Source organism: Weizmannia acidilactici (assembly GCF_008974185.1).
GTDB classification, from domain to species: domain Bacteria; phylum Bacillota; class Bacilli; order Bacillales; family Bacillaceae_C; genus Weizmannia; species Weizmannia acidilactici.
This window is the reverse complement of record NZ_BKZP01000003.1, coordinates 55304-72454: the sequence shown is the minus strand read 5'-3', so window position 1 is coordinate 72454 and position 17151 is coordinate 55304. Positions and strand designations below refer to the sequence as shown.

General features: G+C 45.2%; 17 protein-coding genes and 1 tRNA gene. 17 read left to right on the top strand and 1 reads right to left on the bottom strand.

From position 1 onward, the window contains the following. The first annotated feature begins 56 nt into the window (after positions 1-56). From BpJC4_RS02120 to BpJC4_RS02100, 5 genes are all read left to right on the top strand, one after another. Positions 57-515 (top strand): NUDIX hydrolase, encoded by a 459-nt coding sequence (locus BpJC4_RS02120; RefSeq protein WP_151697477.1) that lies wholly within the window; start codon positions 57-59, stop codon positions 513-515. A gap of 40 nt (positions 516-555) precedes the next feature. Further along, positions 556-1446: an RNase adapter RapZ gene (rapZ, locus tag BpJC4_RS02115; protein ID WP_151697476.1), complete on the top strand. Its 891-nt coding sequence runs from the start codon at positions 556-558 to the stop codon at positions 1444-1446. Continuing rightward, entirely contained in the window at positions 1443-2420 is a 978-nt protein-coding gene (gene mgfK / locus BpJC4_RS02110) for a gluconeogenesis morphogenetic factor MgfK (RefSeq protein ID WP_151681318.1), read from the top strand. Before rapZ ends, mgfK begins: the two co-directional genes overlap by 4 nt. 109 nt (positions 2421-2529) lie before the next feature. Next, the gene (whiA, locus tag BpJC4_RS02105; protein WP_151697475.1) at positions 2530-3483 is read left to right on the top strand and encodes a DNA-binding protein WhiA; all 954 of its coding nucleotides are present in this window, start codon (positions 2530-2532) and stop codon (positions 3481-3483) included. 62 nt (positions 3484-3545) lie between these two features. Then, a complete protein-coding gene (locus tag BpJC4_RS02100) occupies positions 3546-3800 on the top strand; it encodes an HPr family phosphocarrier protein (protein WP_151681316.1) in 255 nt (84 codons plus the stop codon). Positions 3801-4288: 488 nt separating this feature from the next. Here the strand turns inward: BpJC4_RS02100 and clpP are convergent, their stop codons facing one another. After that, a complete protein-coding gene (gene clpP / locus BpJC4_RS02095; RefSeq protein WP_151681329.1) occupies positions 4289-4930 on the bottom strand; it encodes an ATP-dependent Clp endopeptidase proteolytic subunit ClpP in 642 nt (213 codons plus the stop codon). A gap of 189 nt (positions 4931-5119) precedes the next feature. On the opposite strand from clpP, the gene BpJC4_RS02090 reads away from it, so the two are divergent. The 12 genes from BpJC4_RS02090 to secG all read left to right on the top strand — a co-directional run bounded on the left by BpJC4_RS02090 (position 5120) and on the right by secG (position 17094). Then, positions 5120-5191, top strand: a tRNA-Arg gene (locus BpJC4_RS02090). 672 nt (positions 5192-5863) lie between these two features. Then, on the top strand, positions 5864-6376 hold the full coding sequence (locus BpJC4_RS02080) for a DUF3231 family protein (RefSeq protein ID WP_151681315.1): 513 nt from the start codon (positions 5864-5866) through the stop codon (positions 6374-6376). Between the two features lie 250 nt (positions 6377-6626). Beyond that, positions 6627-6872, top strand: coding sequence for a WGxxGxxG family protein (locus BpJC4_RS02075; protein ID WP_151697474.1), 246 nt, complete (start codon positions 6627-6629; stop codon positions 6870-6872). 698 nt (positions 6873-7570) lie between these two features. Then, on the top strand, positions 7571-8908 hold the full coding sequence (rpoN, locus tag BpJC4_RS02070; protein ID WP_151681313.1) for an RNA polymerase factor sigma-54: 1338 nt from the start codon (positions 7571-7573) through the stop codon (positions 8906-8908). Between the two features lie 19 nt (positions 8909-8927). After that, positions 8928-9173 carry a glutaredoxin family protein gene (locus BpJC4_RS02065; protein ID WP_151681312.1) on the top strand — a complete coding sequence of 82 codons (246 nt, stop codon included), beginning with the start codon at positions 8928-8930 and terminating at the stop codon, positions 9171-9173. Positions 9174-9306: 133 nt separating this feature from the next. Continuing rightward, positions 9307-10335 (top strand): sugar-binding transcriptional regulator, encoded by a 1029-nt coding sequence (locus BpJC4_RS02060; RefSeq protein WP_151681311.1) that lies wholly within the window; start codon positions 9307-9309, stop codon positions 10333-10335. A gap of 67 nt (positions 10336-10402) precedes the next feature. Beyond that, positions 10403-11410, top strand: a complete 1008-nt coding sequence (gene gap, locus BpJC4_RS02055) for a type I glyceraldehyde-3-phosphate dehydrogenase (protein WP_151681310.1) — start codon at positions 10403-10405, stop codon at positions 11408-11410. A 90-nt stretch (positions 11411-11500) separates the two neighbouring features. Beyond that, positions 11501-12688, top strand: coding sequence for a phosphoglycerate kinase (locus tag BpJC4_RS02050; RefSeq protein ID WP_151681309.1), 1188 nt, complete (start codon positions 11501-11503; stop codon positions 12686-12688). A 39-nt stretch (positions 12689-12727) separates the two neighbouring features. Continuing rightward, positions 12728-13489, top strand: a complete 762-nt coding sequence (tpiA, locus tag BpJC4_RS02045) for a triose-phosphate isomerase (RefSeq protein ID WP_151681308.1) — start codon at positions 12728-12730, stop codon at positions 13487-13489. Then, positions 13482-15017 carry a 2,3-bisphosphoglycerate-independent phosphoglycerate mutase gene (gpmI, locus tag BpJC4_RS02040; protein ID WP_151681307.1) on the top strand — a complete coding sequence of 512 codons (1536 nt, stop codon included), beginning with the start codon at positions 13482-13484 and terminating at the stop codon, positions 15015-15017. The genes tpiA and gpmI overlap by 8 nt, the downstream gene beginning before the upstream one ends. Before the next feature lie 37 nt (positions 15018-15054). Then, positions 15055-16347: a phosphopyruvate hydratase gene (eno, locus tag BpJC4_RS02035; protein WP_151681306.1), complete on the top strand. Its 1293-nt coding sequence runs from the start codon at positions 15055-15057 to the stop codon at positions 16345-16347. A gap of 513 nt (positions 16348-16860) precedes the next feature. Further along, the gene (secG, locus tag BpJC4_RS02030; RefSeq protein ID WP_151681305.1) at positions 16861-17094 is read left to right on the top strand and encodes a preprotein translocase subunit SecG; all 234 of its coding nucleotides are present in this window, start codon (positions 16861-16863) and stop codon (positions 17092-17094) included. Positions 17095-17151 lie beyond the last annotated feature (57 nt).

Genomic DNA, 17151 nt, shown 5'->3' with positions numbered 1-17151 from the left:
GTTGCGTACAGGCGGCCGTTTCGCATCATTTCTGTTCAGACATGAGGTGTTTTCCTGTGCAAAGAGTGACAAATTGCGTATTGGTCAAAGGCGACCAAGTATTATTGCTGCAAAAGCCGAGGCGCAATTGGTGGGTCGCGCCCGGTGGAAAAATGGAACAAGGGGAATCGGTCCGCGAAGCCATCATCCGGGAATACCGGGAAGAAACTGGCATTTACTTGAAACACCCCGAATTAAAAGGGGTTTTCACCATTGTAATGAAAGACGGGGACAAAATCACGTCTGAGTGGATGATGTTCACATTTGTCGCAACAGAAGGCGATGGGGAAAATGTAGAGCAATCCGCCGAAGGAAAATTGCAATGGCATTCCATACATGACATCAAAGACCTGCCGATGGCGGTGGGCGATACCCATATTTTGGAATACATGGTCCACGGTAGCGGCATGATCTACGGGCAATTTACGTACACCCCAGATTTTGATTTATTGTCGTACAGGCTCGATCCAAGCTGAATAAACCATGTGCCAATTTGTTCCGTCAGGGGGAAAAAGAATGGGTTTAGAAGGAAACCGAATGCAGCTCGTCATCATTACAGGTATGAGCGGTGCCGGAAAAACCGTTGCGGTCCAAAGTTTTGAAGACCTTGGTTTTTTCTGCGTCGATAATTTGCCGCCGACGCTTCTGCCAAAATTTCTGGAACTCATGAAAGATGCAAATAATAAAATGAATAAAGTCGCGCTCGTCATGGATTTGCGCGGGCGCGAATTCTTTGATGATTTATTTAAGGCATTAGATGAACTGGATAAATCTTCATGGCTCACGCCAACCATTCTGTTTTTGGATGCGGATGATTCCGTTTTGGTGCGAAGATATAAAGAAACACGGAGGTCGCATCCGCTTTCTCCTTCAGGTCCGCCCTTGGAAGGGATTAAACAGGAAAGAAAAATATTGGAAGAGCTGAAAGGACGCGCGCAAATCATTTATAACACGTCCAATCTGAAGCCGCGGGAACTCCGCGAAAAAATCACAACGGAGTTTTCGGCGAATAAGCAGTCCGTTTTTACCGTGAATGTGATGTCATTCGGGTTTAAAAACGGGATCCCGATTGACTGCGACTTGGTTTTTGACGTCCGGTTTTTGCCCAATCCGTTTTATATTGAACATATGCGCCCGAAAACCGGCTTGGACAAAGACGTTTATGACTATGTTTTAAAATGGAATGAAACACACAAATTTCTTGAAAAATTGACCGACCTGCTTGCTTTTATGCTGCCCCACTATAAACGTGAAGGGAAAAGCCAGCTCGTGATCGGTATCGGCTGCACGGGCGGCCAGCACCGTTCAGTTGCTTTGGCGGAGTATATCGGCCATTATTTTGAACGGGATTACAACACGAAGATTTCCCATCGCGACATAAAAGGAAGGGAGGAAAAAGCGCAATGAAGCCTAAAATTACCATCATCGGGGGAGGCACCGGGCTCCCTGTTCTTTTGCGGGGGCTGAAAAAATATCCGGTCGAAATCAGCGCGATTGTAACGGTTGCCGATGACGGCGGGAGTTCTGGGAGAATCCGTCATGAAATGGATATCCCAGCACCCGGCGACATCCGCAATGTGCTTGCGGCTTTGTCGGACGTGGAGCCATTGCTTGAAAAAATGTTCCAGCACCGTTTTGAAACAGGCGATGAACTTTCCGGGCATTCGCTCGGCAATCTGATCATCGCGGCGCTGACTTCGATTACGGGCGATTTTGTGCATGCGGTAAAAGAATTGAGCAAAGTGCTAAACGTGCGCGGAAAGGTGCTTCCGTCCGCCAATCAAAGCGTCGTGCTGCACGCCGAAATGGAAGACGGCTCGATTGTATCGGGCGAATCGAAAATCCCGTTTTCGGGGAAGAAAATCAAAAGGGTATTCTTGACGCCGGAGGTCATTAAGCCGCTGCCAGAAACATTGGAAGCCATCCATGAAGCGGATTTGATCGTGATTGGACCGGGTAGCCTTTATACGAGTATTTTGCCGAATTTAATGGTACCCGGGTTGGGGGAAGCAGTATGCAATGCGCGCGCGAAAAAAGTGTATGTGTGCAATTTAATGACCCAGGCGGGGGAAACGCTTCACTATACCGCCAGCGACCATGTTGCTGCCATCCATGAGCATATGGGCAGCGCATGTATTGATACGATACTGGTAAATGATGAAGAAGTGCCGGAGCCGATTCGGGAAAGGTACCGCGAAGAACTGGCACAGCCGGTTGTATATGATGTTAAGCGATTAATGGGGCTTGGCCTCGAAGTCGTTTCGGGAAACATTTTGACTTATAAAGGCGGGGTGATCCGCCACGATACCGATAAAGTTGCTGAAATCCTCTATGATATATTGAAAAAACAGCAGCTGTATTCCCGTTTTGGCGCCCAGTGAGGAAACACCGGCCGCTTTTTAAGTGGATGAACCTAAAGACGTCATCCCCTTTTCACGTGTGTACAATTGGTTTGCGCACGAATAATTCTGATGGAGGGGGCTTTGAGGGATGTCATTTGCATCGGATATCAAAAAAGAGCTGACCAATTTAGAACTGAAAGATTGCTGTGTGAAATCCGAATTATCGGCGCTGATCCGCATGAACGGGTCTTTGTCTTTTTCCAACAGGGCGCTGGTTGTGAATGTGCAGACAGAAAATGCGGCCATTGCCCGGAGAATCTACATCCTTGTAAAAAAATTATATGACGTCCCTGTAGAATTATTAGTCAGGAAAAAGATGAGGCTGAAGAAAAACAATGTCTATATTGTGCGGCTGAAATCCCATGCCAAAGAAATTTTGGAAGACCTGCACATACTGGGAGAAAATTTCACTTTTATCCAGCATATTTCCCCGGAACTTTTGAGAACGAAATGCTGCAAACGCGCTTATTTGCGCGGCGCCTTTCTCGCAGGCGGATCCGTCAACAATCCGGAAACTTCCTCGTACCATCTGGAAATTTCCTCCCAATATAAAGAGCACAACGATTCGCTCTGCCGTCTGATGAATTCTTTTCGTTTGAATAGCAAAACGCTTGAAAGGAAAAAGGGATATATTACGTATTTAAAAGAGGCGGAAAAAATTACGGAATTCCTCAATATCATCGGTGCCCACAAAGCCCTGCTCCGTTTCGAAGACGTCAGGATTGTGCGGGATATGCGCAATTCGGTCAACCGGCTTGTAAATTGTGAAACGGCCAATTTAAATAAAACGATCGGGGCAGCCCTCCGCCAAGTGGAAAATATCCGCTATATTGAAGAAACGGTCGGCCTTGACGTGTTGCCGGAAAAACTGCGTGAAATCGCGGAGCTTCGCGTAAACCACCAGGATGTTACCTTGAAGGAACTGGGGGAAATGGTGTCAGGCGGGCATATCAGCAAATCCGGCATTAACCACCGGCTGCGGAAAATCGATGAAATTGCAGAGAAACTACGGGCAAACAAGCCCATTACAAAAGATACTTAAGAGGAGAGGCGGGCCGGAAAAAGCGGTAACGCCTCTGCCTAACATAAAGGAGAGGATTAAGGATGATCGAAAAACAATTGGAAGTTAAATTGAAAACCGGTTTGCAGGCGCGCCCTGCGGCACATTTTGTCCAGGAAGCCAGCCGGTTTTCGTCTGAAATTTTTCTTGAAAAAGACGGCAGAACGGTCAATGCCAAAAGCATCATGGGGTTGATGAGCCTTGCTGCTGGGCATGGGGAAACCGTAACCCTGAGCGTCGACGGCAGCGATGAAGAAGAAGCTTTTGAATACCTGTCAAAATATATTGAAGGAAACTAATGCATAAGCCCGTGGATCCGGATGTAAGCGTATGCGCAAAGATGATTGCTTAGCCCGATATACACCGGACTCCTGCGGGAAACGCGCACCGCTTATACGCGTAACGAGATGGGAGGGGCGCGGAACGGTTCGTATAAGACTTATAGGGACCATTTGGAGGAAAAAAGAAGTTCTACCCGGTCTTGAGAAAGCTTCTCATACCCATTTCCACGAAAAAACTTTCCTTCAAACGGTCCTGAGTAAGTTTCTCAGAATCGTTTGAGGAAAAAAGGAATTCGGACGGTCTTGAAAGAGCTTCTCGGAACCGTTTCGGGACAAAAATGAATGCGAACCGGTTCTCATAAGGCACTTAAACCTTTTCAAGGCAAAAATAAAGTCGGAAGGGGGTCCTTATAAAGCTTCTCAGGACTCTCAAGGTAAGTCAATACGTGTTTTTATATTAAATACCGGGCCGTCCGAAGTTGGGGCGGCCCGGTTCGTTTACCTCATTATTTCAATTCATTCCTAGCCATAATATGGTCGATTAAGCCATATTCTTTTGCTTTTTCCGCGCTCATGAAGTTGTCGCGGTCTGTATCTTTTTCAATCACTTCAATCGGCTGGCCGGTATGTTCGGACAAAATTTTGTTCAATTTCGCCCGTGTATAAAGGATATGTTTTGCTGCAATTTCAATTTCGGTTGCCTGCCCTTGTGCACCGCCTAAAGGCTGGTGGATCATGACTTCACTGTTCGGCAGGGCAAAACGTTTCCCTTTCGCGCCGGCGGTTAACAACACGGATCCCATCGATGCAGCCATCCCGATGCAGATCGTTTGCACATCCGGTTTAATGAACTGCATGGTGTCGTAAATCGCCAACCCGGCTGTTACGCTGCCGCCGGGGCTGTTGATGTACAGGTAAATATCTTTTTCAGGATTTTCCGCTTCCAGGAATAAAAGCTGCGAAACAATCGAGTTTGCGACATTGTCGTCAATCGCGCTGCCGAGCATAATGATCCGGTCTTTCAGCAAGCGGGAATAAATGTCGTAAGCGCGTTCCCCGCGGTTCGTCTGCTCGATTACTGTAGGAATTAAATTCATCTTGTTTTCCTCCTTTTTCTTTTTGGAATGGAATGGGCCAATCTTATGCATTTTCATGTATAGGGATAGTTTTCCATCCTTATGTACTGATCATACAATAATGGTCAATGAAGGTCAAACAAATCGTCTCCATCCTGAATTACAATACCATAATATCCAAATTCCATTAAAATAAACAGAAAAAGGTATTGCATTTCTCGTTTTTCTCCTTTATAATCTATTATTGTTGAATAACATATTGCCCTCGTGGTGCAACGGATAGCACGTGAGATTCCGGTTCTCAAAATGTGGGTTCGATTCCTGCCGAGGGCGTTTTAAGTGTCCGGCTGGCTCGGTTTAAAATTTTTAATCTCCTTGATACGACTGCGTTTGCAGTCGTTTTATTTTTTTGGAATCCGAAAGATCTGAGAGAATTTGAAAAAATTTGCACGGCTATTTTTGCATGGTAAAGCTCCTTCATCGCGACCCTCCAAAAAAATGTGAACTGTCCACTGTTAATCCTAAGCCCCCACGTTCCAATTAAGTTGGTATCCATATTTTGGATTCTGACCTTTGATGGGGTCCGCCTTAATAAGCTCAATGCAATCGAAAGGGAACTAATCATTAAACGATATGTGTCTTTAGAGGAACCACGTGATTGTGATATCTACAATGAAATGGGAATTAGCTGGCCGGCATTTTATCGTATCCGTGAGAAGACGTTTTACAAATTAGCTTTTGCTTTGCGTATTGAAGTATATAAAGAGGTGAAAAGTGAGGTGACTTCACATGAATTCTGTGTAACCGATTTTCGTGGGGCAGAAAAGGTTGATCTACTCTATCATATATTACACAAACTTCTTGACGGTATCATCACTCAGCAGTTTTCGTATAAAATTACACTGTTTTTCCAATAACACTTCACTTTTCTTTGCATAATTTATTTCAATCAATCCACATTATCTAAAGAAAAGGTGATATATGAATTTTGTTAGGAGGGTTATTATGGGAATTTTAAGTGGTAATCCAAAAGAAGAACCGATGCACTACGGAGAAGTATTTGGTGTATGGACGAATTTACTGACAGCTAAAGGATTATTAGCCGGATATCAAACATTACTCAACCATACGGGTGATGAGGATTTAAAAAGTTTTATCCAAGATAGCATTGAAAACGTTCTAAAACCGGAGATACAAGAAACAGAAAACTTGTTAAAAGAAAATGGAATAGCACTTCCGCCATCACCGCCAGAACGGCCAAAAGCATGTTTGGAAGATATTCCTGCCGGTGCGAGATTTACTGACCCGGAAATTGCTGCAATGCTTAGTAAAGATATTGCAGCCGGTTTAGTGGCATGTAGTACAATTATGGGACAGTGCATCAGGGAAGATATTGCTTTAATGTATGGGCAATTTCACATGAAAAAAGCGCAATATGGTGCCAAATTACTTAGAATGAACAAAGAAAAAGGTTGGCTAGTTCCACCACCGCTCAATGTAAAAAGTTCGGAGTGTTAATCTAAAAGCTTGCGATGCCGCAAGCTTTTCCTTTTTTATTGAACTTTGATAATGACTATACTTTACCTTTTTTTGTAGAACGATCTTTTCTCCTTTTCTTACGTTTGTAATCAAGCGTTGCTAACCTCATTCGTTTTGTTGAATAAGTTGTTTCAAAATAACCCCTAATGGCTCCTTTTTATCTTAAAGAATAATTGTTCCTTTGATTGTACATCATTAAAGTGAACAGTTAGAAAAGGAGGTGAAAACTGTGTTCAAAAAAATTCTTCATTCGCTTTGTGCCCTATTAGTTACATTTATGCTTTGTGGGATAGCTGTTTATGCTCAAAATAACAACATTGACAGCGGTAGCAACACAAACAAAATAACTCATATGGCTCAAAATAACGATGCTGTTGATAACAATGATGATGGCGATACAGATTGGGGTTGGATTGGTTTAGTTGGTTTAGCAGGACTGTTCGGGTTAATGAGAAAAAATGACAGAAGAGATTAGAACCAATAATTATTATAAATGGATCTTTTCTGATAGAAAAATGGCAGAAAGACGACAGATTATTTTTGTTTAGACTTGTTATGAGATATCGTAGGATATGTTGAAGCAGGACGTCACTCCGATCGGGGTGGCGTTTTTATTGTAGTGAAAAGTAGTGTTACGACATGGCAGAAATGCGCGAGTCGAACAATCTTAAAATTAGTGAAAAGGCATTGTATATAATGAGAAAAACCGTTGAACGATGTTTAGAAGATCGCTTTTGCTTAACCCTGGAACAGGCGAAAACAGAAACTCGAGGAAGGTATATTGGAGAATCTCTAAAAACCCAATCTTACACAAAGCTATTGCCGTCAAGGGCTGAAAAGCTTGTATGATCAGTATTGCGAAAAGCGTCATTTATTTGGTTGAACCGCAATATACGGAACCGTACGTACGGTGGTGTGAGAGGTCGGGGGCCCTACTCGATTCTTGAAGAAAATAATGCAGGCAGGTTATTCACAGAACGTATCCCGGCATTACTTTTTGGCTGCTTTTACAGATGTCCGTGAATCTGTGCCGCTTATCCGCGATTTACAGGAGCGCGATCATGGGACTTCCTGCCAATGCATATACTTAAACACAAAAATGTTGTAAAATAAAAAACGAAAGTGCCGGGACATGTTCATAATGAAACCGGCTTCGTTAAAGGGGGGAATGATATGGATCTGCAAGTTGGATTATGGCAGAAGCAATCAATGAAACTGGCGATGACACAGGAATTAAAGCAGGCAATTGAAGTCCTTCAGTTTTCATCCCAGGAGCTCATGTCTTTTCTTGAGGAAAAGACGGCGGAAAACCCTCTCATCGAATTGTACAACACCCATATTAAACTGGTCGATTCCCGTTTTTCCGGGCTGTACCGCATGAAGGGTCAGAAAAAAAGCCAGGAAAAAAATTGGATTGAACAAATCCCCGAACAAATTGAAACGCTTCCGGATTACTTAATCAGCCAATTGAACATGAAATCGTTACCAAAAACAGTTGCGGAAGCTGTTAAAGTTTATGCCGGGCATTTGGATGCAAACGGCTATCTGGCTATTACCGCCCCAGAAGCGGCACAGATCGCCCAAATCCCGGTTGAAGATGCCGAAAAAGGGCTGGAAATCCTGCAAACGCTCGACCCGGCCGGAATTGGGGCAAGGTCGCTCCAGGAATGCCTTTTAATCCAAATCAAAAGGGATCCGGACGCGCCGACACACGCGGCAGAACTGATCGGCAGCCATTTTCTCGAATTTGCCGAGAAAAAATGGAAAGGCATTGCGAAAAAGATGGATATCTCCATGCAGGAAATCCAACAGGCGGCCGACTATATCCAAACATTAAACCCCCGGCCCGGAGCCGGATTTTCCCATGAAACCCCGCAATACATCGTGCCTGATTTGATGGTCAAAAACAGCGGCGGGGAACTGGAACTTTTCCTTGTAGAAGGCCAGGTGCCGAGGGTGCGTTTTAATGAAGATTATTCAAGCATGCTCAAGCTGTCCGGGGATGCCCAAGCCGTCCGTTATTTGAAAGAAAAAACGCAGGAGTACCATTGGATCCAAAAAAGCATTGAAAGCCGGAAAGAAACGCTGCTGAAAGTCGGCAAAGCGCTTTTGGAAAAACAGCGGGATTTCTTTTTATACGGAAAAGGACATTTAAAACCGCTAACGATGAAAGAAGTATCGGATGCGATCGGGATGCACGAGTCGACCGTCAGCCGTGCCGTCAGGGAAAAATATATTGAAACCCCGTTCGGGACTTTCCCGTTAAAACAATTCTTTACAACAGCGCTTCCGGTCCGGTCCGGCACAAGGGAAGAAGCGGCATCGAGCGCTGAAATCAAAAATCAAATCGCTACGCTTGTGAACCGGGAAGACAAGCGGAAACCGCTTTCGGACCAGACAATCGTCACATTATTAAATAAGAAAGGTTTTGAAATTTCGCGCCGGACGGTTGCTAAATACCGTGAGCAGCTCGGGATTCCGTCCTCGGCGAAAAGAAAAAGGTACGAATAGCCGGAAAGGGGATTTGCCGATGGAGCTGACACTTTACACAAGAAAACATTGCCCGCTTTGCGAAGAGGCGAAAGAACTGTTGCATCTTTTGCAGAAGGAGATCCCTTTCCGGCTCGTTGAAAGAGATATAGAAAAAAACGATGGATGGATGGAACGTTACGGATTGATGATCCCGGTTGTCGAATTTGAAGGTGAAGTCATTCAATACGGGCGAATTCACGAATTCGCCATAAGACAACGTTTACACGAAAAAATTGATCCATAATAGTTGAAATGCAAAATTTATCCTGCTAGAATAAAAATCGTAGCGAGGGTAATTTTTTTGGAGTAAGTGGGACGAAAAATGTCTCTGTGGGACTCAACACGGCCTACATAATTTTTTAAGGAGTTAATCATCTATGCGATCGTTGATAGAGGTTCAAAGGAAATTATTACCCGATATCCTCGCGGTTATGCAAAAACGATACCAGATTTTGCGGTCCATCTCATTTGTGGAGCCGATCGGCAGAAGGACGCTGGCGCAAATGCTCGGCATGTCGGAACGCGTGCTGAGGGGCGAAGTGGAATTTTTAAAAAACCAAAAGCTCATTGACATTAAACCTTCGGGAATGTCGATTACAAAAATGGGCGCCGGGCTTTTGCAGGATTTGGAAAGTATGATGAGGGAAATTTCGGGTATTAATGAAACAGAAGAAAAGCTAAAAAAAGCTTTGGGCCTCGAAGACGTTGTCGTGGTCCCGGGAAACAGCGATGAAGAACCGTGGGTAAAAAGCGAACTCGGAAGAGCATGCGCTTATAGAATCAAAGCCGTCTTAATGGGAAACAATATAATCGCTGTTACAGGAGGATCCACGATGGCTGCAGTCGCAGATGCGTTAACTCCCGATTTCAGCGCCCCGGAGCAGCTTTTATTCGTCCCGGCAAGAGGCGGCATTGGCGAAGATGTGCAAAACCAGGCCAATACGATTTGCGCAAAGATGGCGGAACGGACGGGAGGAAAACACCGGGTATTGTATGTGCCTGACCAGGTGAGCCTCGAAGTGTATAAATCGGTTGTGAACGAGCCATCCATTAAAGAAGTCCTTACCCTTATCAAACAAGCGGAAATTGTGCTGCACGGCATTGGTGAAGCGATTACCATGGCGAAGCGCCGCAAAACCGGCAAAGAAGAAATGGAAAAAATTATACAAGGGCATGCAGTAGGCGAAGCGTTTGGATATTATTTTAATGAACAAGGTGAAGTCGTTCACAAGGTTCAAACGATCGGCCTTCAGCTGGAAGATTTACAGTATATTCAACACGTATTTGCTGTTGCCGGAGGGGCGTCCAAGGCGAAAGCGATTAAAGCCTACATGAATTCAAAACCGAAATCCACCGTCCTGATTACGGACGAGGGTGCAGCCAAAAATATTCTCGCTTGCAGCTAACCATGTTTTTAAAAGGGAATTCCCTTTTGAAATATAAAATCTTTACGAACTCAAGGAGGAAACACAAATGGCAGTTAAAGTTGGTATTAACGGATTTGGACGTATCGGACGTAACGTATTCCGCGCTGCATTGAACAATCCTAATGTTGAAATAGTTGCGATCAACGACTTAACAGATGCAAAAATGCTTGCACACTTGTTAAAATACGATTCTGTTCATGGAAATCTTGAAGAAGAAGTAACAGTTGACGGCGATTACATCGTTGTAGGCGGCCATAAAGTGAAAGTGCTTGCTGAACGCGAACCTGCAAATCTCGGCTGGGGCGACCTCGGCGTAGAAGTTGTTGTTGAATCAACAGGCCGTTTCACAAACCGTGATGCTGCAGCAAAACACTTGGAAGCAGGCGCGAAAAAAGTTGTAATTTCTGCTCCGGCTAAAAACGAAGACATCACGATCGTTATGGGTGTTAACGAAGACAAATACGATCCTGCAAAACATAATGTCATTTCGAATGCATCCTGCACAACAAACTGCTTGGCTCCATTTGCAAAAGTGCTGCATGAAAAATTTGAAATCAAACGCGGTATGATGACAACTGTTCACTCTTACACAAACGACCAACAAATCCTTGACTTGCCGCACAAAGACTACCGCCGTGCTCGTGCAGCAGCACAAAGCATTATTCCTACAACAACTGGTGCTGCAAAGGCTGTTGCCCTTGTATTGCCTGAATTGAAAGGCAAATTAAACGGTATGGCAATGCGCGTTCCGACTCCAAACGTTTCTGTTGTTGACCTTGTTGCTGAACTTGGCAAAGACGTAACGGTTGAAGAAGTAAACGCAGCATTGAAAGCAGCTGCTGAAGGTGAATTGAAAGGCATCCTGGCTTACACTGAAGAACCGCTTGTATCCCGTGACTTCAACCATACAACGGTTTCTTCCACAATCGATGCGCTTTCCACAATGGTTATCGAAGGAAACATGGTAAAAGTTGTTTCCTGGTATGACAACGAATTCGGTTACTCCAACCGTGTTGTTGACCTTGTTGAATACATCGCTTCTAAAGGCCTTTAATTTGAATCGGAAGAGCAAAAGCAGGGGGGCGGGGGAGAATCCCCTCTCCCTTTTTCCATGCTCGTGAATAAAAAGGAGGTTCGTTTTGCCATGAACAAAAAATCAATTAAGGATGTTGAATTGCAAGGGAAACGCGTTTTCTGCCGCGTTGACTTTAATGTTCCGTTAAAAGACGGCAATGTAGCGGACGATACAAGAATCCGCGCAGCACTGCCGACTATCCAGTATTTGGTGGATAACGGCGCGAAAGTCATTTTGGCTAGCCACCTGGGCCGCCCGAAAGGCAAAGTAGTTGAAGAATTGCGCCTGACGCCGGTCGCAAAACGCTTGAGCGAATTGCTGAAAAAAGACGTAAAAAAAGCAAATGAAGCTTACGGCGAATCCGTCAAGGCGGAAATCGCGAAAATGGAAAACGGCGACGTGCTTTTGCTTGAAAACGTCCGTTTCTACCCTGGCGAAGAAAAAAATGATCCGGAACTGGCAAAAGAATTTGCTGCACTTGCTGACCTTTATGTCAATGATGCTTTCGGTGCTGCACACCGCGCACATGCATCAACGGAAGGCATCGCCCACTACCTTCCTGCAGTATCCGGCTTTTTAATGCAAAAAGAACTCGATGTACTCGGAAAAGCATTATCCGACCCTGAACGTCCTTTCACGGCCATTATTGGCGGTGCGAAAGTCAAAGATAAAATCGGCGTCATCGACAACCTGCTTGACAAAGTGGACAACCTGATCATCGGCGGCGGGCTTGCTTATACGTTCATTAAAGCGCAAGGCCATGAAATTGGACAATCTTTGCTGGAAGAAGACAAAATCGACCTTGCAAAATCCTTTATGGCAAAAGCGAAAGAAAAAGGCGTCAACTTCTACATGCCGGTTGATGCAGTAGTTGCGGATGAGTTTTCCGAAACAGCCAATAAAAAAGAAGTGGACATTGAAGAAATTCCGGCTGACTGGCAAGCACTGGACATCGGCCCGAAAACAGTCGAATTGTATGCGAAAGTCATTAAAGAATCGAAATTGGTCATTTGGAACGGGCCAATGGGTGTATTCGAAATGGATGCCTATGCAAATGGAACTAAAGGCGTTGCCGAAGCCCTCGCAGAAGCAACAGGTACTTACAGCATCATCGGTGGTGGCGACTCTGCGGCAGCTGTAGAAAAATTCCATCTTGCCGACAAAATGGACCATATTTCCACAGGCGGCGGCGCATCGCTTGAATTTATGGAAGGAAAAGTGCTTCCTGGCGTCGCAGCTTTAAATGACAAAGAATAAGAAGTTCGTTTGATTTTATATAGAAAGGGAGTGTCCTTATTGCGTAAACCGATCATCGCGGGAAACTGGAAAATGAATAAAACTTTGCCAGAAGCGCTTGCTTTTGCCGAAGAAGTGAAAAATTCGGTGCCGAGCGAGTCTGTTGTCGACAGCGTGATTTGTGCTCCTGCGCTCTTCCTAGAACGCCTTGTGGAAGCCACAAAAGGCACCAGGGTGAAAATTGGTGCCCAAAACATGCACTTTGAAGAAAGCGGTGCTTTTACAGGTGAAATCAGCCCGGTTGCACTCGCTGATTTACACGTTGAATATGTCATTCTGGGACACTCTGAACGCCGTGAAATGTTTAATGAAACGGATGAAGCAGTTAACAAAAAAGTGAAAGCTGCTTTTGCGCATCATTTAACACCGATCGTATGCGTTGGAGAAACACTGGAACAACGTGAAAATAACGAAACAAAAGAACTTGTCGGTTCGCAGGTAAAAGCTGCTTTCGCCGGCCTTTCCGACGAAGAGGCGATAAAAACGGTTGTTGCCTATGAACCAATCTGGGCAATCGGCACCGGGAAATCTTCGACTGCCGAAGATGCCAACGAAGTTTGCGCGTATATCCGCAGCGTGATTGCGGAACAATTCAACCAGGATGTAGCAGATGCCGTGCGCATCCAATACGGCGGCAGCGTAAAACCGGGAAACATTAAAGAATTCATGCAACAGCCTGATATTGACGGTGCGTTAGTTGGAGGCGCAAGCCTTGATCCACAATCTTATTTGCAATTATTGGAGGCGGTAAGCCATGAGTAAAGCACCTGTGGCATTGATTATTTTAGATGGCTTTGGCTGCCGGAAAGAAACAAAAGGAAATGCAGTAGCCCAAGCAAATAAACCGAATTTTGACCGCTATTGGAAGGAATTCCCGCATAACCAGCTTGGCGCAAGCGGCGAAGCGGTAGGTCTTCCTGAAGGCCAAATGGGGAACTCCGAAGTCGGCCATACAAACATCGGTGCCGGCCGGATTGTATACCAAAACTTAACCCGCGTGGACATTTCGATCCGCGAAGGCGAATTTGGCAAAAACGAAACGTTCCTTGGCGCAATTGAGAATGTGAAAAAATATGGGACAGACCTTCATCTGTTTGGTTTGTTATCCGACGGCGGCGTGCACAGCCATATCCGCCATATGTTTGCGCTGTTGAAACTTGCTGCCGACCATGACGTGAAGAACGTTTATGTCCATGCTTTCCTAGACGGCCGTGATGTTGGCCCGAAAACAGCGGAAAAATACATTAAAGCAACGGAAGAAAAATTCAAAGAATATGGTGTTGGCCAATTTGCAACGGTTACCGGACGCTACTATTCCATGGACCGCGACAAACGCTGGGACCGTGTTGAAAAAGCATACCGTGCAATGGCGTATGGCGAAGGCCCGAAATATCCGAATGCAATGGCGGTTGTGGAAGATTCCTACAAAAACGGCATCTTTGATGAATTCGTTATTCCTTCCGTCATTACGAAAGAAGACGGGACGCCGGTTGCAACGATTAAAGACCATGATTCGGTCATTTTCTACAACTTCCGCCCGGACCGTGCCATCCAGATTTCCAACGCGTTTACGAACGAAGACTACCGTGAATTTGATCGCGGCGCAAACCATCCGAAAGATTTGTATTTCGTTTGCATGACCCATTTCTCTGAAACGGTAAAAGGTTATGTGGCGTTCAAACCGGTCAGCCTGGACAACACGATCGGCGAAGTTTTATCGCAGCATGGATTGAAACAGCTTCGCATTGCAGAAACTGAAAAATATCCGCACGTTACATTCTTTATGAACGGCGGGCGCGAAGAAAGATTCCCTGGAGAAGACCGGATTTTGATCAATTCTCCAAAAGTGGCCACATATGACCTGAAACCGGAAATGAGCGCGTATGAAGTAACGGATGCGTTGTTGGAACAAATCCGGAACGACAAATATGATGCCATCATTTTGAACTATGCGAACCCGGATATGGTCGGCCACTCCGGCATGCTGGAGCCAACCATTAAAGCAATTGAAGCTGTTGATGAATGCCTGGGTAAAGTCGTTGACCTCATTCTTGAAAAAGGCGGCTATGCGATTATTACCGCAGACCACGGCAACTCGGACGAAGTGGTTACGCCAGACGGTAAACCAATGACCGCACATACAACCAACCCGGTTCCTGTCATTATTACGAAAAAAGGCATTGAAGTGCGCGATGGCGGTATTCTTGCAGATTTGGCACCTACAATGCTTGACCTGCTGAACATTCCGCAGCCGAAAGAAATGACAGGTACTAGCTTGATTAAAAAATGAGAGTCCTAAATTTACGCATTAAAGGAGAGATTTGAATATGTCTTTGATTACTGATATTTACGCACGCGAAGTATTGGATTCCCGCGGTAATCCGACAGTTGAAGTAGAAGTTTACACAGAAGAAGGCGGTTTTGGCCGCGCATTGGTGCCAAGCGGCGCATCTACCGGCGAATACGAAGCAGTGGAACTTCGTGATAATGACAAAAACCGCTTCCTGGGCAAGGGCGTAGAAACGGCGGTTAAAAATGTAAATGAAACCATTGCAGAAGAAATCGTCGGCTATGATGTATTTAACCAAGTTGGCATTGATAAAGCGATGATCGAACTTGACGGCACACCAAACAAAGGCAAACTCGGCGCAAACGCGATCCTCGGCGTTTCCCTTGCAGTTGCCCGTGCTGCAGCTGATGAGCTTGGCGTTCCTTTGTATCAATATCTTGGCGGATTCAACGCAAAACAACTGCCGGTTCCAATGATGAACATCTTAAACGGCGGTGCGCATGCCGACAACAACGTTGATATCCAAGAATTCATGATCATGCCTGCAGGGGCTCCGAACTTTAAAGAAGCGCTCCGCATGGGTGCTGAAATTTTCCACAACTTGAAATCTGTATTAAAATCAAAAGGCTACAACACGGCTGTTGGTGACGAAGGCGGCTTTGCCCCGAACTTGAAATCGAACGAAGAAGCCCTTTCCACCATCATCGAAGCAATCGAAAAAGCAGGCTACAAACCGGGTGAACAAGTACTGCTTGCCATGGACGTTGCATCTTCCGAACTTTACAGCGATGAAGATGGCAAATACCATTTGGAAGGCGAAGGCAAAGTTTTGACTTCTGAAGAAATGGTAAACTGGTATGAAGAATTAATTTCTAAATACCCAATCATCTCGATCGAAGACGGTTTGGATGAAAACGACTGGGAAGGCCACAAAATGTTGACGGAACGCCTTGGCAAAAAAGTTCAGCTTGTTGGGGACGACTTGTTCGTAACAAACACTGAAAAACTTGCCCGCGGTATTCAAGAAGGCGTTGGTAACGCGATCCTGATCAAAGTTAACCAAATTGGTACTTTGACTGAAACCTTCAATGCGATTGAAATGGCAAAACGCGCAGGCTACACTGCGATCGTTTCCCACCGCTCAGGTGAAACGGAAGACAGCACAATCGCTGACATCGCTGTAGCGACAAACGCAGGCCAAATTAAAACAGGTGCTCCTTCACGTACTGACCGCGTAGCAAAATACAACCAATTGCTCCGCATTGAAGACGAATTAGGCGACACTGCCGAATTCCTGGGCAAAAATACTTTCTACAACTTGAAAAAATAATGTCATTACCGTTATGCGGGCTGCCCGGTTTTGAACCGGGCAGTTTTTCTTTTTTAGATTGAATATTTTTGCCGGCGCTCGAAAAGGTTAAAGGCTTGCACAGCACAGCCAAACTGTCTAATTAGAGCAGCCAACAAGACAAAAAAAGAGATCCGCGCATGCGAACTGTCTAATTAGAGCAGCCAACAAGACAAAAGGAGAGTGTCGCACGTCCGAATTGTCTAATTGGAACAGCCAAAAAGACAAAAGAAGAGCTCCGCGCGACCAAACTGTCTAATTAGAACAGCCAACAAGACAAAAGGAGAGAGCTGCACGTCCGAACTGTCTAATTAGCAGCCAAAAAGACACAAAAGGCGAACATCAGCCGCTCGAAATGCTCATACCGTTTACTGCTTTTCCTATCTCATCGTTGCATGCCAAACCTCTGATCGTTTTAACCCCTTTATTGATCCAAACTATGCTTTATGATAAACTATGAAATAAGGTATTGTCCGTTTCGGGAGGTGTGTGTCCATGCATACATTATTGCTTACGCTATTGGTTATAGATGCTGTCCTTTTAATTGCTGTGATCCTGTTGCAGCCGGGGAAAAGTACGGGATTATCCGGGGCGATTTCCGGCGGGGCCGAGCAGCTTTTCGGAAAACAAAAAGTGCGCGGGATTGATTTGATTTTGCACCGGATTACGATTGTGCTGGCGGTGTTGTTTTTCTTGCTGGCGATCGGACTTGCATATTTGGATTTATAAAATGTGCTGATCCTGGCCCGGACATGACGGACCAGGTTTTTTTGTGCGGAATGCTGG